This window comes from Pedobacter deserti (assembly GCF_024436415.1).
Classification (GTDB): Bacteria; Bacteroidota; Bacteroidia; order Sphingobacteriales; family Sphingobacteriaceae; genus Pedobacter; species Pedobacter faecalis.
Genome location: NZ_JAFMZQ010000001.1, coordinates 512,176 through 535,964, shown reverse-complemented (window position 1 = coordinate 535,964; position 23,789 = coordinate 512,176). Strand labels below are relative to the sequence as shown.

Here is a 23,789-nt window from a genome sequence, read left to right as displayed (position 1 = left end):
GATGAAATGATCAGCCTCTTTTTTTATTGTCGTAGTTATCGGCTCTTATTTAGCTACCTTGCTAAACAGAAACAGGTCGTTATAACTGTACTTTCCATCTTTAGGATTGCCAATAGCGATGGCGAACTGTTTGTCTCCACGCTTCTCATATAGTACACGCATCTCTCCGCCTTCTTTCTGAAACACCGCGCGGTCTTTGCTTGCCTCCACAAAAGCATAGCGGTCCTGCTTATCTTTTTCCTCCTGTCCTATCAGTCCTGGTTTAAAATGCTTCACCATAGAAATCAGGCGGTTATCGGTGTACTCATACGCGAGGATTTCATATAAATCTATTTTGTCGCCACGCATCATCCGCATAAAACCAACCATATGATCAGGCTTAGGTGCCAGCCATACCGCCTCTATGTCCTGTCCGCTCGCCGTCTTGGCGGTCCAGTGCCCCTGGATAAAGCTGATGTCAGAGAATGATCCTTTAATGGTACTTTGCGCCTTAGCGCCCTGAGGCATTAGCCCCGCAAACGATAGTAGAATAAAAAGATATACGTATTTCATAAATCACTGGTTAGAAAAATAAATATACATAATCGGGTGTTAAAAGATAAACATATCCGAAGCCCATCTGTTATTTATGCAAAATCTACAGCTATGGAAAATTTAAATCAAGATCAGTTTACTGAAGAAGAAATCCCGAATTTGGATCAGTTTCAGGTAGGCCGCAGTGCCTCGTCAGATGATGAACTATCGCCTACGGCCCAGAACCAGGAAGATGATTTGGGTGGTGGTGACGATGATGATGCCGGTTATACCGAAGGAGAGGTGGAGTACGCAGATGGTGAAGGTACAATGCTGGACGACGAAACCGAAGACTTTGAAGACGAAGATGATGACATGAATCTCGATACCGACGACGACGCTGATTTCGAGAACCCGGACGATGATCCTGCCTAATCATAAAGCTATGAAACCGCTCAGTTTTATTTTGGTATCAAGCCTGTCGGCCTGCATGTTATTATCCTGTGCAGGCCGGCGTAATTCGACAGACTCGGGTTCTGGGATTACCACATTAACTCCAGCAGAAAAGAACCCTTCCGTTGCTGTAATGAACGCCACCGGGGATGCGCTTACACCAAGTGTAACCCGAACAAACGGGGCGGGCAACAGGGAGAATGCGGAACGTATTGCCGACGGAGCTATTAATCAGGCCCGGGCAACAGTGCAGGCTTCCGGAGGTGCGGTTGTGCAACCCATAACCACCATAACTCCGGGTAGTTTTGCTACCTCCGCTATGGAAGATCACCAGTTGCTTCGAAATGATTTGAAGAAATTCAGTTCGGGCAGGCAAACGGTTTGGCGCGATTCCGTAACTGCCCGGCTTGGGGCAGTGAACCCCTCATTGCTTTCACTGGTAGGCCCACAAGCCTCCCAAGAAGGAACAGAAAGGGCAAAAAGTCTGGCCCAGATTGTAAGCCAGTACCGCAGTACCATTGCCATGTTTGAGGCCAACGCTAAATCGGACGATAAGGAAGTAAGCGCTTATGCGAGTAAGTACCTGCCAGTGTTACGGCGGCACCTGGCACAGGCGCAACGACTCATCGTACAAATCCCATAACTCAATTTCCGAGGGCTTTTCGGACCGCAGGCGCTACCTGTGTGCCGAACAGCTCTATCGAACGCATCATATTCTTATGAGAAGGGTCGCCCACGTCCATATGTCCGATAAACCGGGTAATCCCGAACAATTCGTGCATGTACAGGATTTTGTCGGTCACAGCCGATGCGTCGCCAATAAACAACGCGCCTTGTTTGCTGCGCCCGCCATTGTACTGTACCCTTGTATAGGGAGCCCAACCTCTTGAGGCGCCTATCCGGTTCATTTGTTCCGCATAGTTGTCGAAATATTCGCTCGCTCCCGCTTCGTTTTCACTCAGGAAAGAATGTGAGTGTATACCGATCTGCATTTCTTCGGCCGGGTGACCATGACTGATGTATTCCTGTTTGTAGAATTCAACCAATGGCTGGAACTGTGCCGGCATGCCGCCAATAATGGCAATGATGAGCGGCAGACCTAATCTTGCTGCGCGAAGTACAGACTCTGGCGTGCCGCCTACAGCGATCCAGACGGGAAGCTTGCCATCCCGGGAGGCCCTGGGCAATACGGTCTGATTAACCAGCGGTGCGCGGAGCTGGCCCGACCAGCTCACTGGGCCATTGCTGTTATTTATCTTTAACAGCAGGTCGAGCTTCTCTTCAAAAAGCTGATTGTAATGTTTAAGGTCGTACCCGAACAATGGGAAGGACTCAATGAAGCTGCCCCGGCCTACACCTATTTCGGCTCGTCCGCCCGACAAAAGATCTAGCGTCGCAAAGTCCTGATACACTTTCACCGGTTCTGCCGAACTAAGCACCGTTACTGTGCTCATCAACTTGATGTTTTTCGTTACGCTCGCCGCCGCGGCCAGCACGATCTCGGGCGACGATACAGCGTAATCAGGGCGGTGGTGCTCGCCTAGTCCGAACACGTCCAGACCTATCTCATCAGCAAGTTTGATCTGCTCGATGATTTCCCGAAGTTTTGTCTCTGCCGATCTTGGTTTCCCGGTCTGCCGATCGTTGGCGAGGTCGCCAAACATTCCAATGCCTAATTCCATATGCTTTTGTTTTCTTTAACCCAAAACTACCGCTTTATACACGCTATTACATTGATCCATGTTAAGAAACACGTTACGCGAGGAATCAATGCGCGGCTAACTGGCTGAGGTACTCGGGTCTGATCAGACCCTCAAGATCTTTCAGCGGTATGTGAAGATCGGTTTTGCCGGCGGCGTAAGGTTTTATCTCGTAAGGACTATACGTGAAGATGATGCCGCTTTCATTAAATGTGAACGTTTTAGTCAGTGCAAAGCGATCGTCAATAAAAAAATACCGCCCTGCAAGTGTTTCTGTGGGCTTTAGCCCCTCGTCTTTTCTAAAGACCTGCTCGGCCAGGCTTTCGAGTTCCTGACGTTTTCCAGGAACGAGCAGCGAGTCGAGCGTGAGGAGCTGGCCGCTTGCCGGGGATATGTTGTACGACAGGAAGACGGTGTTTGGATGAGCACCGCCCTGGTAATAGAAGTAGGTATTTAATATGGAGATGAGTTCGGGTTTATTTAACTGCACCGTCATATTCATGCCCATAAACCAGGTAAACCTCCGGTCCTTATTGGCTGCACGGTCGTTTTCATATTGCTGTATAAATTGCTGGGCAATATCCTGGTAGCCGCTGTATTTGATGTCGTTGCCTATGGTTGACGCAACATGCTGCTCCAGCAACTGGTTGATCTTTTTATCCGCAAAAACCGGGTATACGATCACTGCCTTTGCGGTGTCCGTATAATTTGTGTCGGCCGATACAGGGTTCTTTGCATACACTTTCACCGAATCGTAACGAAGGGTGTCTTGCGATGGGGAGGCCGTCTGGTCGGGTTGGCTGGTGTTGTTACATGCTGCAATAGCAAGCAAACCAAACATGCATAGGGACAGGATTTTTTTCATCGTTAGCTTAAATTATGTCTATTTTTATCGAATGTTTAAAAGACCGGCCTTTCTCTTGATCATGATCTTCTGTTTAAGCGGAGCTTACGGCCAAGATACAGATTCTCTCGCTTTAGTCCGCGCCAAATGGACTAAAAAGCGCATCGCAAAAGGTGTAAAGCTTTTGGTTCATCACTTCAGTGACAAGGAAATGTTTGGGGCCAACCAGAACATCAGTTACCTGGAAGTGAAGCAAAAAAAAGGACGGGCGCCTTTTGCGCTCGGCAGCGAACCGTCTGTACTTCGGCCGACCAGTGCTTTTGGTATCTCTGCAGATGCCCTGGCGGCGGTCAACGGCACCTTCTTTGACGTCAAAAACGGCGGTTCGGTTGATTTTATCAAGGCAAATGGTCAGGTTGAACAAGAGAACCGTCTGGATAATAATCAACGGGCGTCACATCAGCGTGCAGCTGTGGCAATTAGAGACGGGCGATTGGATATATATAAATGGGACGGCAGCGACAAATGGGAACAGGATCTTCCGGCTACGGAAGTAATGACCAGCGGCCCCCTGCTCAGCTTTAAGGGAAAGCAGGAGGTGCTCGACAGCGGCGCATTTAATGTTTTGCGGCATCCGCGAACGGCTGTTGGTGTCAAGGCAGACGGGAAAGTGTTACTCGTCACCATCGACGGTCGGCATACCAGCGCCGCAGGAATGAGCTTGTTTGAACTCAGCAAGGTAATGCGCTGGCTGGGTTGCGTTGATGCCATCAATCTCGATGGCGGAGGTTCTACAACGCTTTGGGTAAACAGCACAGGGGTGGTAAACTATCCCTCCGACAACCGCTCCTGGGACCATAAAGGCGAGCGTAAAGTCGCCAACGTTATTCTCATCAAGAAAAAGAAATAAACAATGATCAGCAACAAGGAGCTTTTTCTGCTCAATACTGCACAAACTTCCCTCTCGCCGCGGATGCTGGAGATAGAGCGTGCGGAAGGATTGTATCTGTACGACAGCTCCGGCAAGGCCTATATGGATCTGGTATCCGGTTTTGCCGTGAGCAATATTGGTCACCGCCACCCAGCCGTCGTAAAAGCGATAGAGGAACAACTGCAGAAGTATATGCACCTTACGGTGTACGGGGAGTTTGTACAAACCCCTATGGTACAGTTTGCGGCCCGGCTCTCCGAGGTGCTTCCTGATCCGCTCGACAATGTTTATTTCGTCAACTCAGGCGCCGAAGCTACGGAAGGCGCCCTGAAACTTGCCAAGCGATATACCGGCAGATCACGGATACTGTCCTGCCATAATGCTTACCATGGTAGCACGCACGGTGCCCTCAGTGTTATGGGAAACGAGTATTATAAAGAAAAGTACAGGCCTTTGCTTCCAGATATAGATTTTATCTATTTTAACGACGAGGAAGGTTTGGAACAGATCAACACAAGCACAGCTTGTATAATTTTAGAAACCGTACAGGGCGAAGCAGGCATACGGGTAGCTTCGCCAGCATACATGCAAAAGCTGAGGGAGCGCTGTACCGAAACAGGCACTTTGCTTATCATGGATGAGATTCAGGCGGCGTTCGGGCGTACCGGTAAACTCTTTGCTTTCGAGCATTACGGGATTGTGCCCGACATTCTGCTGCTGGCCAAGGCCATGGGCGGCGGAATGCCCATAGGCGCATTTATTTCTTCAAAACAGATCATGAGTGTGCTTGCCGAAAACCCCATCCTCGGGCACATCACCACCTTTGGTGGTCATCCGGTCTCCTGTGCTGCGGGCCTGGCTGGTTTAAACGTCATCCTTCAGGAAAACCTGCTGGCCGAAGTACCTGCAAAGGAGCAGCTTTTCCGTTCACTGCTGGTACACCCGCTTATCAAAGAGGTCAGGGGTGTCGGACTCATGCTTTGTATTCAGCTCGACCACTTTGAGCAGGTAGAGAAGGTGAGTGAAATCGCTACACGCAACGGCGTGATTATAGACTGGTTCCTGCATTGCGAAACTGCATTGCGGATCGCGCCGCCGCTCATCATCTCGGAAGGCGAGATCCGCAAGGCCTGCGCTGTAATCCTTGATGCCTTGGATCAGCTATGACAGGGGTACAAAAAACAAGGGTATATATGGATTTATCAGAATTTTTGACAATTATTGCAGCATAAAACAAGGGGATGTTTCATAAAGAGAGTTACGACAGGCATGGCGACTGGTACAATCAGCAGTTTCCAACGGAAGAATCAAAGCGGGCATACCTGACTAAAAGGAAGCCTCTGGACTCGCCCGACCTGGCTACCTGGCTTCAGCAGTTGTTCTTCGATTGCCTGGATCCTCTTTTAAAAAGCGGTCGGTCGGAGTGGCTTACCATCGGTGATCCCTACGGATTCGATGCGGAATACATCCTGAAGAAAGGAAGCAATGCCATCGCGTCAGACCTTAATACCGACATGCTTTCGGTAGCGTTTAATGAAGGCATTATCAAAGAATACCGCTCAGAAAACGCGGAACAACTCTCTCTGGCAGATCAGGAGGTCGACTATGTGTTGTGCAAAGAGTCCTACCACCATTTTCCCCGGCCCTACGCCGCAATGTATGAAATGATGCGTGTGTCACGGAAGGGCATTGTGATCATTGAACCGCAGGACCCTGTCTCCAAGATGCCTTTGCTGCTCTTCGTTGTGAATACCATGGGCGCTATCAGCGACAAGCTTGTCAGGAAGTTCTGGAAGAACAGGTTTTCTTACGAGCCAGTGGGTAACTTCGTTTATAAAGTATCAGAGCGGGAGTTCGAGAAGTTTGCTGCCGGACTTGATTTGCCTATGGTGGCTTTTAAGCGCTTCAATCCAAACTTCTATTTCAAAGGGGCCGATGATGTGCCTACGGCTATGGGCAACAGCAAGTTCCGCAAGGTATACTGGAAGAAATCGCTGCTCGATATGCTGGTGAAACTGCGGATGATTCCCAGCCAGGTGCTTGGTACCATTATCTTTAAGCAAATGCCGACATCCGAAGAGCAGGAGCGACTCAGAGCGGCGGGTTATCACCTGTTAAAGATGCCCAGAAACCCTTATTTGAATTCATAAAAAAAATTCAGGGATTTTCAGATAATTGTTAAGTTTACCAAAAATAACACACTTAACAAAAGCCCTTTATGTTTTTATCCAAGTATCTCAAAATACACCTGTTTGTATTTTCGGCGATTTGTGCTTCGATAGTTTTTTACGCCTGCAAAACCGTGGTCCCAAAACCGTCGAAAGCATCCGAATCTGGCAAACCAGCAAGGGTACTGGTGTTCTCCAAGACCAAAGGTTTCTATCATACCTCTATACCTGCAGGTATCGCAGCGATTCAGAAGCTGGGAGCGGAAAACAATTTTACGGTCGACACCACCAAGAACTCTGCCTATTTTGTTGAAGACAGTTTGAAAAACTATAGCGCTGTCGTGTTCCTGAGCACCACAATGGATGTGCTGAACAGCGATCAGCAGGTGGCCTTTGAACGTTACATCCAGGCTGGCGGGGGCTTCGTCGGTATTCATGCGGCGGCCGATACGGAGTATGACTGGCCATGGTTTAATAAACTGGTCGGCGCCTACTTTTTAAGTCACCCCCAAATCAGCAATGCCGTGGTGATGGTCGACGATACGACGCATATTTCGACCAAGGGATTGCCAAAGCGCTGGGAGCGCAGAGATGAGTGGTACAATTACAAGAACATACAGGAGGGCATCAATGTACTGGCGCGCTTAGACGAGAGCACCTACGAAGGTGGCGCCAATGGCGATAACCACCCGATTGCCTGGTACCGCGAATTTGATGGCGGTCGGTCTTTTTACACCGGGGGCGGACATACCGACGAGAGCTTCAGTGAGCCTCTCTTTCTTAAACATATACTTGGCGGTATCAAATACGCTATCGGAACTCAGCCTTTAGACTACAGCAAAGCTTACGCGGTTAAAAAGCCCGAAGACAACCGCTTTATCAAGACCATCCTGTCCGACGACCTGAACGAGCCCATGGAACTGGCGGTTGCGCCCGACGGCCGGGTGTTCTTCATTGAACGTGCAGGTAATTTTTATGTCTACACGCCGTCCGACGGCAAGACAGAGCTTGTCTACAAATTCCCGGTAAAGGCTGTAGATAAATATTTAAATGGTTTGCTGGGTATGACCATCGATCCTGACTTTGCCGTCAATAATTATTTATACTTTTTCAATACAGCTTCTGCGGGCGATAAGGTGAAGCAGCATATTTCCCGTTTCAGGATCAGTCAGGATAACGTGCTCGACCTCCAGTCTGAAAAAGTACTGATCGAAATCCCCATAGATCTGGAAGTAAGTGCGCACACTGGGGGGTCTATGGCGTGGGATAAGCATAAGAACCTGTTTATTTCAACAGGCGACAATACCGTGCCTTTTGAGTCGGACGGATTCGCGCCTATAGACAGACGTCAGAACCGCCTGACCTTCACTGCAGAGCGTTCGGCTTCGAACACAAACGACCTTCGGGGCAAGATATTAAGGATCCACCCCGAGGCCGACGGAAGTTACACCATTCCCGAAGGCAACCTCTTTCCTAAAGGAACAGCCAATACACGTCCGGAGATTTATATTATGGGATGCCGTAACCCATACCGGATATCGGTAGACCCGGTAACTTCAACGCTGTATTGGGGTGAGGTGGGTCCGGATTCGGGTACTGACGGTGTGCAGGGACCGCGCGGTTATGACGAGTTTAATCAGGCCAAACAGGCGGGCAACTATGGCTGGCCGTATTTTGTGGGCGACAATAAGGCTTATAAAATGTATGATTTCGCCACGAAGCAAGTTGGCGCCCTGTTCGAAGCATCAGCCCCGCAGAACACATCTGAGTATAACAATGGATTGCAAAACCTGCCTGCGGCACAAAAACCGATGGTTTGGTATCCGTATAACCGCTCTGCTGAGTTCCCTGAAATTGGCCAGGGTGGCCGTTGTGTCATGGGCGGACCGGTATACCATTTCAGTCCGGCGCTTCAATCGCCCACCAAACTACCTGAGTACTACGATAAGGGCGTGTTTGTGTACGATTGGATGCGGAACTGGGTGTATGTGTTGCGTCTTGACGAGAACGAAAACTACAAAAGATTGGAGCCGTTTATGGAAACTAACGGCGACTTCAGAAGGCCGGTCGACATAGAGATCGGATCTGACGGCGTGATGTATATGCTGGAATACGGTTCAGTATACGGTATTGATAACGTTGACGCTCGTTTGGTGCGGATCGATTACAACGGGGGCAACCGTGCTCCGATCGCTAAGATCGAAACGCGTGATACCATCGGCCTGGCACCTTTTAAAGTGAACCTGGCCTCGAAGAGCTATGATAATGATGACGACGACCAGCTGACCTACGAATGGCGTCTTGAAAACAACCAGGTTGCTTCAACCAATGCCAACCTGAGCTATACTTTTAACAATAATGGCATTTACAAGGCAGTGCTTAAGGTCACTGATGCAGGCGGACTGAGCAGTACCGATACCCTGGAAATTAAAGTTGGAAATACCTTGCCACAAGTAGCCATCAACACAACCAGCAATGCTTCCTTCTTCTTTCCTAAAGCTGAAGCGTTCAAATACCAGGTAGACGTAAAGGACAACGAGGACAAGGTTGTTGATCCTAAAAAAGTACTGGTTAAACTGGATTATATTGCAAAGGTGGAGAACAACCAGTCCGTTGTGGGGCATCAGCAAATCACGCCGACCTATAACTACGGTAAATCACTGATTGCCGGCAGTGATTGTAAGGCATGTCACCAGTTGGACGCCAAATCAGTAGGCCCCTCTTTCGTGCAGGTCTCCAAACGGTATGCTACCAATAAAGCTGCGGTAGATCTGCTGTCTAAAAAGATCATCAAAGGCGGCGGCGGTGTTTGGGGCCCGCATGCGATGAGTGCACACCCGCAGATATCTACTGAGGATGCTTCTGAAATGGTCAAGTACATCTTGTCGCTTACCGCTAAAAAAACCAATACGGCATTGCCGCAAAAAGGCAGCGCAATGCTCGACAGGCACCTGGACACCAAAGATCAGGGACGATATATCTTCTCTGCGTCTTACACAGACAAAGGCGGTGCAATTACCCCGCTTACCAAAAAGGAAACACTGGTATTACGTCCTGCAAAAGTACAGGCAGAAGAAGCTGATATTTTGAGCAATGTGCAGAAGAATAAAACCTACCTGGGCAGTATTCACAACAAGTCATACTTCGTGATTAAAAATGTTGATCTGAAGTCGATCAAGCAGCTGACCTATTTCTACGCTTCGGCGAATAGGGATGCCACCATAGAGGTTCGTGCAGATTCGCCTAAAGGAGCTCTGGTGAGCACGGTAAACTATACCGCTACGGGCAACTGGGATACCTTCAAAACCTTGACCGCACCGGTTACCGATCCGGGGGGTCGCCACGATCTTTACTTTATATTGTTAAAAAGTGCTGCACCAAACCGTGATCTGATCAGCATAGATTGGATCAGTTTTGACCGCTGATATAACACTTTATCGTGTTAAGCACGAAATCAAGCTTGAACGGTTTGCTGATCATCGCGTCAGCACCGTTCTTACCTACCATCTTTTCAAGCGGTACTGCGGCCGACATCATGAATATCGGGTGTAGGACAGGCTCCTCTGCATTCTTTATTTCACGGCAAAGATCCAGGCCGTTGCCGTCCGGCAGCATGATGTCCATCAGCAATAAATCCGGCTTTTGATGCGCCATAGCGGTTTTCAGGTCGGTAAGTGTATTAAACACGTCCACTTCATAACCTTCGCCGGTAAGCAGTGTGTTTAAAATATATGCGATGTCTTTATCGTCCTCTGCTACAAAAATTCTCTTTCTCATAATGATATAAAACTCAAAACAGGTACGAATGTTTGTAAAAGGGATTAATTTTGGCCTATGTCTTCACACCATATCATACGCGAAAAACAGGAGCCTGCATTATATGTTCACCGGCTGGGCGACTTCCACGAGGATTACCTGGGTCAGATGCTGGAATGGAGTCCTACGTTGATCGTCAACGAAACCGAATACGACAAGGCGCTTAGCCTGGGTCTCAAAGTGGATCTCGTTGTTGCAAAGCCGGCTTTCTCTACCCTGCAGGAAGATACAGGGCTTATCCCGGAAAGTGATAATGCGCTGCATGCCGTCCTTAACCATCTGGCGGAGGCAAAGTATCCGGCAGTCAATATTATCGGTGCAGAGGTAGAACTGCATGAGCTTGAAGCCTTTCTGGACAAATTGAATATTGTCCTGTTTACGGCGCGTGATAAAGCTTACGCCGTGAAGTCCGGCTTTAAAATATGGAAGCCTGGCGGACAGCTCTTCGCGCTCAGGCCAGTCGCCGGACTGCAGGTGTCGAACTTAAAGGCCTGTGATGATAGGTATGAGGTAGAAACAGATGGCTTTGTTGAATTTCATTTTAATGCCCCGTATTTATTTATAACGGAGCAACTATAAACAATGATGATCCTACTTAGAAGAGCCATGGAGGGGGATATAGATAGTATCCGGGATTTAGCGATGAGAACCTGGCCATCGGCCTATGGCGAGATATTATCGGAAGAGCAGATCAGCTATATGCTGGATACCATGTACAGTAGAGCCGAACTGCTCAAGCAGTTCAGGGCCGGGTATGTCTTCCTCATGGCAGAGGAAGATGGTATGGATATCGGCTTTGCCGGATACTCCGGTCTCCCGGAAAACGATACCATCTATAAGCTACACAAGCTATATGTGTTGCCGCAGCAGCATGGTAAGGGAGTTGGCAAACTGCTGATCAGCGAAGTATGCAGGTTGGCCGCCCATGCCGGGGCAAAAACGCTTCAGTTAAACGTAAACCGTCACAATAAAGCCCGGGGCTTTTATGAAAGCTTAGGCTTTAAGATCGTTGAGGAGGTCGACATCAATATTGGTAAGGGCTTCTTCATGAACGACTTTATTATGGAAAAGGAGCTTACTCAATAAGCCGCGGTATCCTTGTCGGCGTATCCTGCCCTTTAATGATGCTTACGGCGCTCCGGGCAATGGCTTTTATCGTCGACAGGATATTCTCCACATCAAGCGTTTCGTACTCATCCTTTACCGTATGGTAAAATTGGTCGGTATCGATCTGGTCGGTACTGATGGTATGTGCAGGTACGCCCAGCGCAGCCAGCGTGGCGTTGTCGCTGCGGTAAAACAGATTTTGCTTAGGGTAAGGATCCGGGTGAAAGGTAAATTCAGTTCCCTTCAGGTTCTTTTGCAGGATCTTTCCGAAATCCGACTTATCAAAGCCTGTAATGAATGCGGCGTTCTTCCCGAATTTACTGTCCTTGCCGATCATCTCGATATTGAACATCGCCACCACATGATCCGGATTTAGTTTTCCTGAAAAATGTTTAGAGCCAAAGCCGCCGATCTCCTCTGCGGTAAAGGCCACAAAGATCAGGGTACGTTCGTTATTGTTCAGGGCCTTATAGTACTTAGCCAGCGCGATAACGGCAGTTGTGCCCGAGGCATCGTCATCTGCCCCATTGGCAATACTGTCCTGCGCGTCTCCTTTAACGATGCCGATATGGTCATAATGCGCAGAAAAGACCACGATCTCCTTCGCTTTAGATTTGCCCGGGATCATGCCCGCAACGTTGAAAAGAGCTTTGCCCTGGCGTTCAAAGCTCTGACGAAAGGAAGTTTCTCCCGGAAGTGGTTTCAGACCGATCTGCTTGAATTCAGCTTCTATGAAACTTGCCGCTTTGTCGATGCCCGGACTGAAAGTTGCCCTGCCCTGCATATCGTCACTGCTTAGTGTCTTGATCAGTTTGTCTACATAGGTTCTGCTGATGATCTTGTTAATGTCCTGCGCATAAATGTAGGGCGCACTGATAAGCAATAATAAAGCGGTTAAAATTCGTTTCATTGATCGGAGTTATATAAAAATGTTCTCTTTCGGCGGCCCACTTCAGCATCTACGCGCGTGTCATGTACGCCGTCTACCACGCTAACCTCATAGTCTCTTTCCCGGTCCGATTCATGTACCTGGCTGATCTCTATGTTGTTAACGGCTTTGTCGTACGGGCCGTTACTGCTCATCAATTTAACAAAAACCGGCAAGCATTCAAAGAAAATAAACAACAAACCTATAAATGTTACCGCCAGTGCCGTATCGGTGTCGGGCTTGCCGGCAGGTGTAAATTTAAGCTGACCCAAAGCCCAGTTGCGGTCGGCAAACCCCGCCACGCTGACAAGACTATCCAGCTGTTTGCCGGTATACAGCCGTTCACTCATCATTCCGTCGAAAGCTTTCCGGTCGGAAATGAAATTCTCGAGCCTGAGGGCTGCCGCACCCAGCGTATCCAGATCGCTCTGCCTTTGCTGAAGTTCCGCTTCCTTTCGTTTGGCGTACGGGCCATAACCCATAATGCCCGATGTCTCGGTGGTTTTATTGCCAAAAATTTCATAATTGAGTTTCTGCCTGTCGCTCTTAATGGCTGCCTGCAGCGAGTCACGCTGTGCCCGGATGTCGGCAAGCTTAGCCATTTCAATTTTGTATTTATTATTGAACGCCGCATTTAATGTGTCAATCCGCGAGCGCTGATTGTTCAGATAACTCATTTTCAGGCGTTCCCTGATTTCTTTGTCGAAGATTTTAAGTTCAAGCGGGCGGGAGATTACAATACCGATCATAATCGCAAGCAGGATACGCGGCGTAGCTTGTAGAATTTGTCGCGAGGCAGAGGCGCTTTTATCAATGCTCGATACGATGTAGCGGTCCATATTGAAGATCGCCAATCCCCACAACAAGCCAAACAACAGCGCATACCCTATAGCTCCTGGCTCGCCCTTAAAAATAAAATGCAGGGCATAGCCGCCCGATAAAGCAGCAAACAGGCCGGTAAAGAAAATCGTGGCACCTATGCCGGTGTATTTCGTGTGTTCGGTAGGGTATTTTTCCAGTGTCGGGATATGGGCCCCTGAACAGAACCAGAAAAACCGCTGTATGGCGTTCATGATGTACTTGATAATGTTTACGTTACTACTATTAAACGCCCGGCACGTTCAGTTGTTACAATACAATTCGTATCTTTGAAAAAACAGATTGCTATGATTAAGGAAATAACGGTCGAAGAACTAAAGCAGAAGATCGATAATAACGAAGATTTTCAATTGATTGATGTCAGGGAACCCTTCGAATATGAAGTGTCTAACCTCAACGGCGAGAATATCCCCCTGGGCGGTATTTTGATTGAGGCCGATAAAGTAGCCACAGACAAGCCTGTCATCATTCAGTGCCGCAGCGGTAAACGCAGCGCAGCCGCAGTAATGCAGCTTGAGCAGCAGCTGGGGCTTACCAATCTGTACAATCTTAAAGGAGGCATTCTAGCCTGGCAGGAAGCATTTGACCCTGAAATGCCTGTTTACTAGATGGTCAAAAAGATCGCGTTAAACGTTTTTTACACCCTGGCGATTATTATATGCATCATAGGCATCGTATGGTGCGTTAGTAATAATCAGTACCCTTATATCGCCGCTTTTATTGGTTTTGCCGTGTTCTTTGGATATCTGAAACTTAAACTGTTCAAGGAGATGCGCAACTTGTTAAAGAAGTAGCGGAGACATACATGAGCACAGTTTACCAGCCCTTCCGCAGTTTCGACTTTCATTATAAAAAGTGTTACCTGAGCGGCGATACATTTTCGACACCCATAGAAGAAAGCAATATCCTGCCACGCTGGCTGCTCGATATGGCGGGACTTAGCGGAGAGGAGCCGATTAAACTGCTCGATGAAAGTATCCGCAGCTACAACAGCCTGAAGGTTCCGGTGAATATCGAAGTGCAGGAACACTTTGTTGATGCGCTGGAGCAGAGAATGCAGCAGGCTTTTTCTGAGGGGTACCAGGGAGTGTCGCAGTTAGTTCAAGCCGACATCTTTAACTGGATCGGGAAATTCCTGTATGGGCTGGTGTACCTGGAAATGAACGCCGCAGTGCGCCAGCAGCAATTGAGTGCCGACGGACTGAACATGTCGCAGGGCCTCATGCATAAGTTCGGCAACCTGCATACCATGATTCAGGGCATCTATACACCGGTGGAGTTCGAAGAATTTCAACCCTGGTCTATCGTGGTCGTCGAGCTGGCGGAAGATACACCGTTCAGCTTCCGCGATGAAATCAACACGCTTACCTTTTCGATGAAGATGAAGAATTTCGGCATCGTGGCCTGTCTGCAGGACAATGGCACCAATGCCCGATTCCATCAGCAATTACTCGATCAGATCAAAGGGACCAAGCTTTCCGCGGAGCAGTTTGAAGAACTCTGTGCCAGGTTCTATTATTCGGCATATTTGTTTAACCGCCTCCCCGAATACGCGGTGATGCCTGTGGAGGGTACCATTTACATCGAGCCCATGCCGCTCAAGGGCACCCTAAACAAGCCGATCTTTGATCACTGGCAGCATAAAACCTATGCGCAGGTGCTACAGGAATTCTGGAAACCATGGGGCCACACCCTGTTTGAAATCATCAAAGATCCGGCTAATCCGATGAGCTATTTCCATCCCCCGGCACTTCCCGCCGTATTATAAACGCCGGTTGCTAGGCAAGCTTAAGCATAATCTGGTTCAGGAAATGCGGGATCACGCCCGGCACAAGAAGAACGGTAAGGATCAGACCCGACAATGCGCCAAAAAAGTGGGCATCATGGTTTATATTGTCCCGCGCCTCTCTGGAGGCGTATACGCAATATACAAGATAAAGCGGGCCAAACACGATTGCCCAGACCGGAATGGGAATAAGCATAATATACAATGAAGTAAAAGGCGAATAGAGAATGTATGAAAAAAGCACCGCACTGATCGCCCCCGACGCTCCGAGGCTGTTGTACCACATATCATTCTTATGGCGGACTACAGTAGGGATATCGCTCAGAATTAGACTCACGAAATACAGGATCGCAAAGTTAACTGAGCCGATAACCTTTTCAAGCCCGAAGCCGAACGACCAGAAAGTGACCATGTTAAAGATCAGGTGCATCCAGTCGGCATGGATCAATCCGCTCGTAATCAGCGTATGCAATTTATAACGGCGCGAAACACTATAGGGGTGCAGCATAAACTTCCCATACAGGTCCGGATTGCTGAACGCATAAAGGCTGGTCACAATGGTAAATAAAAAGATGATTGAGGCAACGGGCGTTTCGTGTAAAGATTCCATATTATTTTAATGATAAGGGCTTAGGGCTAAGTAAACGTGCAACAGGATATCGTGAATGTGTCTTTTCGTAGTAGGTAGAGTTTTTATATACAAAGTCCAGCTGCGCGCCTGCATCCTGGGCCAGCTTAGGGTTCTTTTGCTTTTCCTTCTCAAGCGCTTCCCGCAACTGCGGCTGTGCTTTGAGCAGCTCGGCCGCAGTATCCTCAAAAATATAGGCAGAGTAATGTTCCTTCATGCTCAATACTGCGTCGAAAAAGTTCCAGTTAAAGAAAGAGTCAGTCGCCTGCGGTTCCAGGGTTTCTACAATATAACGGTTGACCGCCTGGTTTGTGTACACCACATAATCTCCCTCGTAAAAGTAGATCTTTTGCCGGACGGGCTTCAACTGCAGGGCGGAGTGCAGGTAATGCCCCTCATAAGGTGCGGTGCTGGTCTTATACTCCCCAATGTAATACATTTCAACATCAAGCTCTGCCTGTTCCGTTAATCTGCCCATTTTCACGCCGTTCAACCGCAGCAAGGCGATCACCTTCTCCCAGGCCTGCGGAATGATATATGCCACGGGCTTTTTAACAACCACCGAAGCCTCAAAGTTATTCCACTGCTTTATGGTTTTGGTAAAAGGCGCATTCCTGTCGTAATACAGGCGATCCAGACCGCTTACCTCGCTGAGTTTATACTTGGCCTCATAGCCTTTAAACTGCAGCTCGTCATACTTGTCGCGGTTAAGTTTCCAGGCAAGCGGGAAATCGGACTGGGCCGACACCGCTTCATCTGCCTTGCGTTTGTTTTCACGGATCAGCCGGGCATCTCGTTCTACCAGATCGACGTAAATCTGGAGCAGTTTGTACGTAGCGTCTACCCGCTGCGGATAAGGCTTCAGCATGTGCGTTTCCGGCATAAAACCGATGGTGTTGTGCAATGCGGCGTAACCCGTGGAGTACCGCGGCGTTTCCAGGAAGCCCATAATGCCGGCATCCGGTGTTTCCTCTATGCTGTTCACGTAAGGCGTCATTTCATAACCGGCTTTCTCCATCCTGCGGTAGAGTTCAGGCAGCATTGTCGAGGTCAGGTATTCACTCAGTAAAGGCTGAAGCTTGTCTTTTTGGGTTGGTATCAGCGTCATGACGTACTGGTAGTCCGCGCCGTTGCTCGTATGGGTATCCACAAAGATTTCCGGCTTCCAGGTATTAAAGATCTCCTGAAAAGCCACAGCATTTCTCGAGTCAGATTTAATGAAATCACGGTTCAGGTCGTAGTTCCGGGCGTTGCCCCTGAAGCCATAGGCGGCCGGACCGTTCTGATTGGCACGTGAGGTACCGCTTCTGTTAAAACTTCCATCAATATTATATAACGGAATGATGCAGATAACCACATTTTCAGGCAGCGCGTTGTTCTTAAGGAGATCGCGCGCCAGCATCATGCTCGCATCAATACCCTCAGGCTCGCCGGGGTGAATGCCGTTGTTGATCAGCAGTACGCATTTGTTCCTGCGCCTGGCTTCTGCCGGATCGGAAATACGATCCTTTGAAAGGACCAGCACATGCAGGGGTTTACCGAAATCCGTCTCACCGCATTCGATCAGTTTCGCCTGTTCGTACTGCATGTCCAGACCGGCGTACCAGGCAATAACCTGATCGTATGTAGCCGTTTCCTTTTTGCCGCTCTGTTCATACGGCGTAAGCTGTGCAGATGTATGCATGGTTATGGTATAAAGCAACATGAATAATAAGGGCCTTTTCATTGAAGAAAAACTAGTTAAGTGAGCGTTTCGACAATCCTGTGGGGCCAAACAGGTATCTCAGTCCCGCACTGTAAAAATGATAACGGTCGGGCACATCCTCTTTGAAGGTAACGTTCGACCTGTCGTATCCGTCCAGACCCTCTCCGAGTGAAAAATTGACCTGTATATTCGCGTTTATGCCAAGTCGCGGCATGCCCGCCCGGTCGTTGAAGTAATAACTGAAGCCCAGATTCAGGGGGAGCACAAGTTCCCGGGATTTACTTTTACCAAGGTAGATATCATCTTCCAGCTCATTTTTGTGGGATATCTTATTTCTGATGATCGCTGCACCGGAGCCCAGGTACAGCCATTTCAGTGCATCCAGCAGTCTGCCCGAACGATGGTCTGTCACCGCCCCGAGGTACAACTTTGCATTCAGGCCTGTAAGCGTATAATCGTTCACAAAAGCACGGGCAAGCGGGTCGTCCGACGAATTTCCTGATTTGATCTTGCCTTGCTGTATCTCGGCGCCTATACTCACGAAGGGGCTAAAGAAAAACTCCGCCTGTCCGTAAATGGCCTTCGAAAAGTCCTGGTCCAGCAGATCTGTGAAGGCCTGGGTAAAACCGTATCCACCGCCAATGCCCAGCTTATAATAATTCGACTGTGCAGTGGCAGAAAGGCACAGGGTCATAAGCGCCCATAGCGCAAACAGGCTTTTTGTCGATATAGCTCGGGTACTGGTCAAATTATAATCTAATGGCTAACTTTGTGACTTACCTTACGGATATGCTAAATTATCAAAATAAAACTAAAACGCTCCAAAACCGCTTCATTAAGTACGTGCAGATTGATACGCAGTCTGACCCGATGTCGCCCGCCACACCCTCTACCGAAAAGCAGAAGGATCTTGGGAATGTCCTGGTACAGGAACTTCAGGATATGGGCATAGCTGATGCGCATATGGACGATCATGGCTATGTATATGCAACCATCCCTTCCAATACAGAAAAGCAAGTGCCGGTAATATGCTTCTGCTCACACATGGATACTTCGCCCGACTGCAGCGGACATGCTGTAAAACCTATTATACATACCAATTATCAGGGCCAGGACCTGGTTTTGCCCGACGATAACAGTATTGTCTTGCGTATGCATGAACATCCGGATCTCAAAGACCAGATCGGAAACGACATCATTACCGCGAGCGGAACTACGCTGCTGGGGGCCGACAATAAGGCAGGCGTGGCCGAGATTATGGAAGCTGCGGCCTTTTTTATGCAGCATCCGGACGTAAAACACGGAACGATCAAAATACTTTTTACACCCGACGAAGAGATTGGTCGCGGTGTGGATAAAGCCGACCTGCACAAGCTTGGGGCCGACTTTGGTTATACGGTAGACGGTGAAACCTTGGGTTCCATAGAAGACGAGACCTTTTCTGCCGACGGTGCCTTGCTCACCATTCATGGGGTAAGCACGCATCCTGGCTTTGCCAAAGGCAAAATGGAAAGTGCCATCAAGATATTGTCAGACGTGATCAGCGCGCTGCCGTCTGACTGCCTGTCGCCCGAGTCCACAGAAGGGAAAGAAGGCTTCATTCATCCTGTTTCTATCAGCGGTAGCGTAGAACGTGCTGAAGGCAGGTTTATCCTGCGCGCTTTTAATAATGAAGAGCTTGAAGCCAACGGCGAGTTTCTTGATGCGACCGTCCAGAACATTATCGAGGATTATCCCAACGCTACCTATACCCTCGAAATCACGGAGCAGTACCGGAACATGAAGCAGGTACTCGATCGGCATCCCGAGGTCATTCAATACGGCATTGAGGCTATTGAGCGCGCAGGTATAACGCCGAAGCGTCAAAGTATCAGGGGCGGAACCGACGGCTCACGCCTTTCCTTTATGGGATTGCCATGCCCGAATATTTTTGCGGGTGAACACGCCTTTCATGGTAAGCAGGAATGGGCCTCGGTACAGGACATGGAAAAGGCGGTGCAGACCATCATCAATATCGCCTGCATCTGGGAAGAAAAAGCTTAAGGGTTAACCGGCAACGGTCAGACGCGCCAGGTACTGATCGTTGCCGTCTTCAAACAGGATTTCTGTGAGCCAGCCAGCTTCACGGGCCGTCCGCATGAGCGTCTGCTGATCTACATACACCCATTTAAACCAATTCCCTTTCAGGCTTTTGTATTCGTATCGGAAACTGACTTCGCCGTAATATCCGTTTAAGGGAAAGGGCACCGATTCGTACAGGTACATCAGGTCGGAACTGTCAAAGACGAGTTGACCGCCCGGGTTGATCAACCCTTTAGCTTTGCTGAGAAATGACCTTAAGCCCTGGAGCGAACCCGTCAGCCCAATACCGTTCATCATAAACAGCAAGGTATCGTACCCCGCCCCGGAATATTTCAGGATATCGCCGGTCAGCGCTTTTTTCAGTCCCCGCTGCTTCATAATGGTCACAGCCTCTTCTGAGATATCCATTCCCGTAACATCAAATCCCCGGCCCTGTAAAACGAGGGCATGGCTTCCAACCCCTGCGCCCACATCAAGCACCTTGCCGCGGCAGGCATCAAGTGCTTTGAGCTCAAGTTCCGGCATTTCCTTTTCGCTTCGGAAATAGATGTCGACCGGCATCTCCTCCGGTTCATCGTAAGAATTATGTACCCAGAGAATATCCGAAGGGGGGTTACGGAACTGATCTTTTAGAGCCTGGCCAAATACATCCATCGGGCAAACTTAGACAAATCCCTTTAGCTACGCAATGCTCATTTCTGCCAGACTACAGCTCGTACACCTGCCGGTATTCCGGGATGGTCACGTTCTTAAAGCCTGCGTCGCGCACACGCTGTGCGAAGGCCTGCTGCACCTCGTACTCCCCATGCACCAAAAAGATCTGCTTCACCTGTTCCGGGTCCTGACATTCGAGAAAATGAAGGAGGTCCTCATAATCGCCGTGCGCGCTCATGGATTGTATCGACCGCACATCCGCTACCACATCATACTCTTCGTTAAACATCCATACCGTGCGGCTGCCTGCCACCAGTTGTCCGGCTAGGGAATTCGGATCCGCATAGCCCACCATAAGAATCGTATTCTTCTGGTTGCCAATTGTATTACGGATATGGTGCCTTACCCGACCGCCCTCGGCCATGCCCGAAGAAGCGATAATGACACAAGGCCGGGTATCTTCGTTTACCGCTTTAGATTCCTGTACGCTTTCTATAAATTTCAGTCCCTTGAAGCTGAATACATCGTCATCGATCTTCATCAGTTGTTTTACGCCATTGTTATAGGCTTCAGGATGGTTTTTCAACACTTCAGTGGCCTGGAGCGAAAGCGGACTGTCAACATAATACGGTACGTCCGGCAGTTTATTTTTCAACTCAAGGCCATTCAGCGCATACAGAAGTTCCTGCGTACGGCCTACGCTAAAGGCGGGGATCACCACCTTGCCCTTTTTGATCAGACAGGTGTGGTTAATAATTTCCAGCAACGATTCCTCTATCGGTTCCAGACTTTTGTGAAGGGAATCACCATAGGTAGACTCCATCAGGATATAGTCGGCCTGCGGATAGGTCTGCGGACTTTTCAGGATCAGGTCGCCATAACGGCCCACATCCCCGCTGAAGGTAATGCGGTGCTCCTTTCCATCTTCAATAATCCGCAGATGAACGGCCGAACTGCCGATAATATGGCCAGCGTCGGTAAACCGGAGTGTGATCCTGGGGTCTATCTCATAATCTTCCAGATATTCGACCACCTTAAACTGACTCAGGGTTTTCACCACATCGTCGTCGGTATACAGCGGTTCCTCGCTGGTCTCGCCGTCCTTTACATGCCGGTTTGCATATTCCGCATCCTGCATATGGATCTTGGCCGAGTCCATCATAAGGATTCGTGCAAGGTCCATCGTTGCAGGAGTACAAAATATCTGTCCCTCAAAGCCATCGGCCACCAGCCGCGGTAACAAACCGCAATGATCGATATGCGCATGAGAAAGGACAACGTACGACAATTTAGCCGGGTCGAAGCCGAAGCGCTGATTAAGGCCATCGGTTACCTCGCCCATCCCCTGGAACAGGCCGCAGTCGAGCAAAAGTTGAGTACCGTTATTTAGTGTGATGAGGTGCTTGCTGCCCGTTACAGCCCGCGCAGCACCATAGAAAGCAATTTTCATTCAATAAACCTACCCGTTTACTTTCGAAATGGTGTCTTTCACTTTGTCGGTAACGTTTGCAAGTTTGTCTTTTGATGAATCGAGAACATCGCTAAGCCAGTCAGACACCTTATCTTTCAGGTCGCCCGACTTGTCTGATGCCAATATTAATGCCACTGCCGCGCCCAGCGCCGCTCCCGCTAATACGCCGGCGATAATCTTAGTTTCTTTCTTCATGATTTTTTGTTTTATGTAAGCATAACAACAAGTGTGGTCAAATGGTTTTTTTGTTAACTTTATACCAGGGAACACACAAAGCCATGCCGATATCTGCTTTACTTACCGATGCTGAACTGCTTGAACTGATGGCTCAGGACAGGCGGGAGGCATTTTCGGAGATTTATGATCGGTACTGGAAAAAGATGCTGCTGGTTGCCTGGAACCACACCAAAGATAAAGCCCAGGCCGAAGACATTGTTCATGAAGTCTTTATTGCCTTGTGGGAGAAAAGAGAAAGCCAGAACATTGTGAATGTTCCTGCCTATTTGAATACCGCGGTTAAGTTTGCTGTTTTTAAGCACTACCAGCGACGAAGGCACAGGGAAAAACTTGCAGAAGCCCATTACGCCTTTGTTGATCTTGAAGACGATGAAGCAAAGCTGGATGCCTTGTTCCTGAAAGAATACATCAACGGCATCGTGGAGCAGCTCCCCGAAAAATGCCGGCTCACGTTCTATTATAGCCGTACAGAGGGACTGAACAACGCTGAGATCGCTGCGCGCATGGGAATCTCCGAAAAGGGTGTGGAGGCCAATCTGACCCGGGCGCTCAAAGTGATCAGGGGCAATTTAAGAAACACAGGGCTCATAATATTACTGTCTCCGGGCATCTTTAAAGACCTTTTTTAATTTTTTTTGATAACCATATAGGGTAAGAGGCGGTTCAGGGTACCTCCTTTTGAAGCGATATTCCTGCGTAACGATATGGATCAGAAAGAGATCGACCTTTTATTGGAGAAATACCGGAACGGTTATGCCAGCGACGATGAAGTGGCACGGCTCAACCGGTGGTACCGGAATATCGCTTACCAGGACGCCATATATCCGGAAGCGGAAGACCAGGTAAAGGATCGGGTACATGCCAGACTGATGTCGTCTATCCGTCCGGCGCGGAGTCCGCGGCTCTTCCGATATGTCGCTACAGTGGCCGCTATGTTTGCCATCGTGTTGGGTGGTTATATGCTCGTCAAGGAAAGCCCCGACAGTTCAGCGAAACTGCTCGAGGCCGGCGCTCTGATCAAACCCGGATCTGGAAAAGCTGTCCTGATATTGGGAAATGGTGAACGCATTGCCTTGTCCGACACAACCGAAGGCGACCTTGGGGTCCAAAACGGAACAGACATGATACGGGCGGTCAATGGCCAGGTGATCTACACCGACCAGCCTGGGGTCGGCAAAGAAGGCCGCGAGCCCTCGCCTTTCAATATGCTTTCCGTTCCCCGGGGCGGACAGTACCGGCTGCAGTTGCCCGACGGTACTCGCGTATGGCTTAATGCGGCTACGACTTTAAAATACCGGGCCTCTTTTAAAGGGCTAAAGGAGCGGCTGGTTGAATTGGATGGTGAAGCATATTTTGAGGTTGCAAAGGATGCTGCCCACCCATTTATTGTGAAGGCCCGCGGGCAGCAGATCAGGGTTCTTGGAACACACTTTAATGTAAGCAGCTATGCCGATGAAACGGTGGCCAAAACCACGCTGCTTGAAGGCTCGGTAAACGTTGAACCTGCAGCGTCTGCAGTTCAGCCGGTCGTGCTAAAGCCCGGTCAGCAAGCCCTGCTGTTTGCGCATCGTCTGCAGGTAAGCCAGGCCGATATAGACCAGGCCATAGCCTGGAAGAACTTATTGTTTGTGTTCGACCACGATGACCTGCAAAGCATTATGAAAAAAGTTTCCCGGTGGTACGATGTGGAGATCGTATACCAGGACGATGATGTTAAGCAGGAAGTCTTCAGTGGGCGGATATCGAAATTCAAGCACGTGGCAGAGTTACTGAATAAGCTCTCGCTTACGGGGGCCGTTAAATTTAAAATAGAAGGGAGGCGAATTTTAGTTATGAAATAACCACTACTAAGTTCGCCGGATAAAGAACAGCCCCGGGTGGAGCCAG

The 23,789-nt window shown here is 49.1% G+C and carries 26 protein-coding genes; 14 read left to right on the top strand and 12 right to left on the bottom strand.

The window, feature by feature from the left end:
* Nucleotides 1-45 precede the first annotated feature (45 nt).
* Nucleotides 46-552, bottom strand: coding sequence for a DUF6265 family protein (locus J3P40_RS02480; RefSeq protein WP_256002560.1), 507 nt, complete (start codon nucleotides 550-552; stop codon nucleotides 46-48).
* 93 nt (nucleotides 553-645) lie between these two features.
* On the opposite strand from J3P40_RS02480, the gene J3P40_RS02475 reads away from it, so the two are divergent.
* A complete protein-coding gene (locus J3P40_RS02475; protein ID WP_256002557.1) occupies nucleotides 646-948 on the top strand; it encodes a hypothetical protein in 303 nt (100 codons plus the stop codon).
* A gap of 10 nt (nucleotides 949-958) precedes the next feature.
* A complete protein-coding gene (locus tag J3P40_RS02470; RefSeq protein ID WP_256002554.1) occupies nucleotides 959-1,609 on the top strand; it encodes a DUF305 domain-containing protein in 651 nt (216 codons plus the stop codon).
* A 1-nt stretch (nucleotide 1,610) separates the two neighbouring features.
* Here J3P40_RS02470 and J3P40_RS02465 read toward each other — a convergent pair whose 3' ends face one another.
* Together J3P40_RS02465 and J3P40_RS02460 are read right to left on the bottom strand one after the other, a co-directional pair.
* A complete protein-coding gene (locus tag J3P40_RS02465) occupies nucleotides 1,611-2,648 on the bottom strand; it encodes an LLM class flavin-dependent oxidoreductase (RefSeq protein WP_256002552.1) in 1,038 nt (345 codons plus the stop codon).
* Nucleotides 2,649-2,733: 85 nt separating this feature from the next.
* Entirely contained in the window at nucleotides 2,734-3,531 is a 798-nt protein-coding gene (locus tag J3P40_RS02460; RefSeq protein WP_256002549.1) for a DUF3298 and DUF4163 domain-containing protein, read from the bottom strand.
* Nucleotides 3,532-3,562: 31 nt separating this feature from the next.
* Here J3P40_RS02460 and J3P40_RS02455 point away from each other — a divergent pair, with 31 nt between their 5' ends.
* The 4 genes from J3P40_RS02455 to J3P40_RS02440 all read left to right on the top strand — a co-directional run bounded on the left by J3P40_RS02455 (nucleotide 3,563) and on the right by J3P40_RS02440 (nucleotide 10,034).
* Nucleotides 3,563-4,420 (top strand): phosphodiester glycosidase family protein, encoded by an 858-nt coding sequence (locus J3P40_RS02455; RefSeq protein ID WP_256002546.1) that lies wholly within the window; start codon nucleotides 3,563-3,565, stop codon nucleotides 4,418-4,420.
* Between the two features lie 3 nt (nucleotides 4,421-4,423).
* Nucleotides 4,424-5,608: an aspartate aminotransferase family protein gene (locus tag J3P40_RS02450; protein ID WP_256002544.1), complete on the top strand. Its 1,185-nt coding sequence runs from the start codon at nucleotides 4,424-4,426 to the stop codon at nucleotides 5,606-5,608.
* 74 nt (nucleotides 5,609-5,682) lie between these two features.
* The gene (locus J3P40_RS02445) at nucleotides 5,683-6,591 is read left to right on the top strand and encodes a class I SAM-dependent methyltransferase (RefSeq protein ID WP_256002541.1); all 909 of its coding nucleotides are present in this window, start codon (nucleotides 5,683-5,685) and stop codon (nucleotides 6,589-6,591) included.
* Nucleotides 6,592-6,743: 152 nt separating this feature from the next.
* Nucleotides 6,744-10,034 carry a ThuA domain-containing protein gene (locus J3P40_RS02440; protein WP_256002539.1) on the top strand — a complete coding sequence of 1,097 codons (3,291 nt, stop codon included), beginning with the start codon at nucleotides 6,744-6,746 and terminating at the stop codon, nucleotides 10,032-10,034.
* Here the strand turns inward: J3P40_RS02440 and J3P40_RS02435 are convergent.
* Nucleotides 10,018-10,386, bottom strand: a complete 369-nt coding sequence (locus J3P40_RS02435) for a response regulator transcription factor (RefSeq protein ID WP_256002536.1) — start codon at nucleotides 10,384-10,386, stop codon at nucleotides 10,018-10,020. The genes J3P40_RS02440 and J3P40_RS02435 overlap by 17 nt on opposite strands.
* A 57-nt stretch (nucleotides 10,387-10,443) precedes the next feature.
* On the opposite strand from J3P40_RS02435, the gene J3P40_RS02430 reads away from it, so the two are divergent.
* Nucleotides 10,444-11,004, top strand: coding sequence for a thiamine pyrophosphokinase (locus J3P40_RS02430; protein ID WP_256002533.1), 561 nt, complete (start codon nucleotides 10,444-10,446; stop codon nucleotides 11,002-11,004).
* 3 nt (nucleotides 11,005-11,007) lie between these two features.
* Nucleotides 11,008-11,511 carry a GNAT family N-acetyltransferase gene (locus J3P40_RS02425; protein ID WP_256002531.1) on the top strand — a complete coding sequence of 168 codons (504 nt, stop codon included), beginning with the start codon at nucleotides 11,008-11,010 and terminating at the stop codon, nucleotides 11,509-11,511.
* On the opposite strand, the gene J3P40_RS02420 is transcribed toward J3P40_RS02425, so the two are convergent.
* Nucleotides 11,501-12,442, bottom strand: a complete 942-nt coding sequence (locus tag J3P40_RS02420; protein WP_256002528.1) for a M20/M25/M40 family metallo-hydrolase — start codon at nucleotides 12,440-12,442, stop codon at nucleotides 11,501-11,503. The genes J3P40_RS02425 and J3P40_RS02420 overlap by 11 nt on opposite strands.
* On the bottom strand, nucleotides 12,439-13,533 hold the full coding sequence (locus J3P40_RS02415) for a DUF4407 domain-containing protein (RefSeq protein WP_256002525.1): 1,095 nt from the start codon (nucleotides 13,531-13,533) through the stop codon (nucleotides 12,439-12,441). Before J3P40_RS02415 ends, J3P40_RS02420 begins: the two co-directional genes overlap by 4 nt.
* A 96-nt stretch (nucleotides 13,534-13,629) precedes the next feature.
* On the opposite strand from J3P40_RS02415, the gene J3P40_RS02410 reads away from it, so the two are divergent.
* From J3P40_RS02410 to J3P40_RS02400, 3 genes are read left to right on the top strand one after another with little or no spacing between them, the layout of a single operon-like run.
* Entirely contained in the window at nucleotides 13,630-13,947 is a 318-nt protein-coding gene (locus tag J3P40_RS02410; RefSeq protein ID WP_256007046.1) for a rhodanese-like domain-containing protein, read from the top strand.
* Entirely contained in the window at nucleotides 13,948-14,133 is a 186-nt protein-coding gene (locus tag J3P40_RS02405; RefSeq protein WP_256002522.1) for a DUF6358 family protein, read from the top strand. It abuts the gene before it with no gap.
* 11 nt (nucleotides 14,134-14,144) lie between these two features.
* On the top strand, nucleotides 14,145-15,107 hold the full coding sequence (locus tag J3P40_RS02400) for a hypothetical protein (RefSeq protein ID WP_256002520.1): 963 nt from the start codon (nucleotides 14,145-14,147) through the stop codon (nucleotides 15,105-15,107).
* Between the two features lie 10 nt (nucleotides 15,108-15,117).
* On the opposite strand, the gene J3P40_RS02395 is transcribed toward J3P40_RS02400, so the two are convergent.
* The 3 genes from J3P40_RS02395 to J3P40_RS02385 are packed head-to-tail and all read right to left on the bottom strand — an operon-like array spanning nucleotide 15,118 to nucleotide 18,206.
* Nucleotides 15,118-15,735 carry a rhomboid family intramembrane serine protease gene (locus tag J3P40_RS02395; protein WP_256002517.1) on the bottom strand — a complete coding sequence of 206 codons (618 nt, stop codon included), beginning with the start codon at nucleotides 15,733-15,735 and terminating at the stop codon, nucleotides 15,118-15,120.
* Between the two features lies 1 nt (nucleotide 15,736).
* Entirely contained in the window at nucleotides 15,737-17,437 is a 1,701-nt protein-coding gene (locus tag J3P40_RS02390; protein ID WP_256002515.1) for a M14 family metallopeptidase, read from the bottom strand.
* A 52-nt stretch (nucleotides 17,438-17,489) separates the two neighbouring features.
* Nucleotides 17,490-18,206 carry an outer membrane beta-barrel protein gene (locus J3P40_RS02385; RefSeq protein WP_256002512.1) on the bottom strand — a complete coding sequence of 239 codons (717 nt, stop codon included), beginning with the start codon at nucleotides 18,204-18,206 and terminating at the stop codon, nucleotides 17,490-17,492.
* Nucleotides 18,207-18,247: 41 nt separating this feature from the next.
* On the opposite strand from J3P40_RS02385, the gene pepT reads away from it, so the two are divergent.
* On the top strand, nucleotides 18,248-19,501 hold the full coding sequence (gene pepT / locus J3P40_RS02380; RefSeq protein ID WP_370687720.1) for a peptidase T: 1,254 nt from the start codon (nucleotides 18,248-18,250) through the stop codon (nucleotides 19,499-19,501).
* A gap of 3 nt (nucleotides 19,502-19,504) precedes the next feature.
* Here the strand turns inward: pepT and J3P40_RS02375 are convergent, their stop codons facing one another.
* The 3 genes from J3P40_RS02375 to J3P40_RS02365 are packed head-to-tail and all read right to left on the bottom strand — an operon-like array spanning nucleotide 19,505 to nucleotide 21,860.
* The gene (locus J3P40_RS02375; protein ID WP_256002506.1) at nucleotides 19,505-20,194 is read right to left on the bottom strand and encodes a class I SAM-dependent methyltransferase; all 690 of its coding nucleotides are present in this window, start codon (nucleotides 20,192-20,194) and stop codon (nucleotides 19,505-19,507) included.
* Nucleotides 20,195-20,246: 52 nt separating this feature from the next.
* Nucleotides 20,247-21,644, bottom strand: a complete 1,398-nt coding sequence (locus J3P40_RS02370; RefSeq protein ID WP_256002503.1) for an MBL fold metallo-hydrolase RNA specificity domain-containing protein — start codon at nucleotides 21,642-21,644, stop codon at nucleotides 20,247-20,249.
* Nucleotides 21,645-21,653: 9 nt separating this feature from the next.
* A complete protein-coding gene (locus tag J3P40_RS02365; protein ID WP_256002500.1) occupies nucleotides 21,654-21,860 on the bottom strand; it encodes a YtxH domain-containing protein in 207 nt (68 codons plus the stop codon).
* A 41-nt stretch (nucleotides 21,861-21,901) separates the two neighbouring features.
* Here J3P40_RS02365 and J3P40_RS02360 point away from each other — a divergent pair, with 41 nt between their 5' ends.
* Together J3P40_RS02360 and J3P40_RS02355 are read left to right on the top strand one after the other, a co-directional pair.
* Nucleotides 21,902-22,531: an RNA polymerase sigma-70 factor gene (locus J3P40_RS02360; RefSeq protein WP_256002498.1), complete on the top strand. Its 630-nt coding sequence runs from the start codon at nucleotides 21,902-21,904 to the stop codon at nucleotides 22,529-22,531.
* A gap of 75 nt (nucleotides 22,532-22,606) precedes the next feature.
* Nucleotides 22,607-23,743 carry a FecR family protein gene (locus tag J3P40_RS02355; protein ID WP_256002496.1) on the top strand — a complete coding sequence of 379 codons (1,137 nt, stop codon included), beginning with the start codon at nucleotides 22,607-22,609 and terminating at the stop codon, nucleotides 23,741-23,743.
* The last annotated feature ends 46 nt before the right edge of the window (nucleotides 23,744-23,789 follow it).

Coding starts and splice junctions, on each gene's coding strand:
- J3P40_RS02455 (WP_256002546.1), top strand. CDS start 3,563: ATGTTTAAAAGACCGGCCTTTCTCTTGATCATGATCTTCTGTTTAAGC.
- J3P40_RS02460 (WP_256002549.1), bottom strand. CDS start 3,531: ATGAAAAAAATCCTGTCCCTATGCATGTTTGGTTTGCTTGCTATTGCA.
- J3P40_RS02415 (WP_256002525.1), bottom strand. CDS start 13,533: ATGAACGCCATACAGCGGTTTTTCTGGTTCTGTTCAGGGGCCCATATC.
- J3P40_RS02430 (WP_256002533.1), top strand. CDS start 10,444: ATGTCTTCACACCATATCATACGCGAAAAACAGGAGCCTGCATTATAT.
- J3P40_RS02355 (WP_256002496.1), top strand. CDS start 22,607: ATGGATCAGAAAGAGATCGACCTTTTATTGGAGAAATACCGGAACGGT.
- J3P40_RS02370 (WP_256002503.1), bottom strand. CDS start 21,644: ATGAAAATTGCTTTCTATGGTGCTGCGCGGGCTGTAACGGGCAGCAAG.
- J3P40_RS02405 (WP_256002522.1), top strand. CDS start 13,948: ATGGTCAAAAAGATCGCGTTAAACGTTTTTTACACCCTGGCGATTATT.
- J3P40_RS02435 (WP_256002536.1), bottom strand. CDS start 10,386: ATGAGAAAGAGAATTTTTGTAGCAGAGGACGATAAAGACATCGCATAT.
- J3P40_RS02395 (WP_256002517.1), bottom strand. CDS start 15,735: ATGGAATCTTTACACGAAACGCCCGTTGCCTCAATCATCTTTTTATTT.
- J3P40_RS02470 (WP_256002554.1), top strand. CDS start 959: ATGAAACCGCTCAGTTTTATTTTGGTATCAAGCCTGTCGGCCTGCATG.
- J3P40_RS02480 (WP_256002560.1), bottom strand. CDS start 552: ATGAAATACGTATATCTTTTTATTCTACTATCGTTTGCGGGGCTAATG.
- pepT (WP_370687720.1), top strand. CDS start 18,248: ATGCTAAATTATCAAAATAAAACTAAAACGCTCCAAAACCGCTTCATT.
- J3P40_RS02450 (WP_256002544.1), top strand. CDS start 4,424: ATGATCAGCAACAAGGAGCTTTTTCTGCTCAATACTGCACAAACTTCC.
- J3P40_RS02400 (WP_256002520.1), top strand. CDS start 14,145: ATGAGCACAGTTTACCAGCCCTTCCGCAGTTTCGACTTTCATTATAAA.
- J3P40_RS02425 (WP_256002531.1), top strand. CDS start 11,008: ATGATGATCCTACTTAGAAGAGCCATGGAGGGGGATATAGATAGTATC.
- J3P40_RS02365 (WP_256002500.1), bottom strand. CDS start 21,860: ATGAAGAAAGAAACTAAGATTATCGCCGGCGTATTAGCGGGAGCGGCG.
- J3P40_RS02445 (WP_256002541.1), top strand. CDS start 5,683: ATGTTTCATAAAGAGAGTTACGACAGGCATGGCGACTGGTACAATCAG.
- J3P40_RS02360 (WP_256002498.1), top strand. CDS start 21,902: ATGGTTTTTTTGTTAACTTTATACCAGGGAACACACAAAGCCATGCCG.
- J3P40_RS02420 (WP_256002528.1), bottom strand. CDS start 12,442: ATGAAACGAATTTTAACCGCTTTATTATTGCTTATCAGTGCGCCCTAC.
- J3P40_RS02390 (WP_256002515.1), bottom strand. CDS start 17,437: ATGCATACATCTGCACAGCTTACGCCGTATGAACAGAGCGGCAAAAAG.
- J3P40_RS02475 (WP_256002557.1), top strand. CDS start 646: ATGGAAAATTTAAATCAAGATCAGTTTACTGAAGAAGAAATCCCGAAT.
- J3P40_RS02465 (WP_256002552.1), bottom strand. CDS start 2,648: ATGGAATTAGGCATTGGAATGTTTGGCGACCTCGCCAACGATCGGCAG.
- J3P40_RS02375 (WP_256002506.1), bottom strand. CDS start 20,194: ATGGATGTATTTGGCCAGGCTCTAAAAGATCAGTTCCGTAACCCCCCT.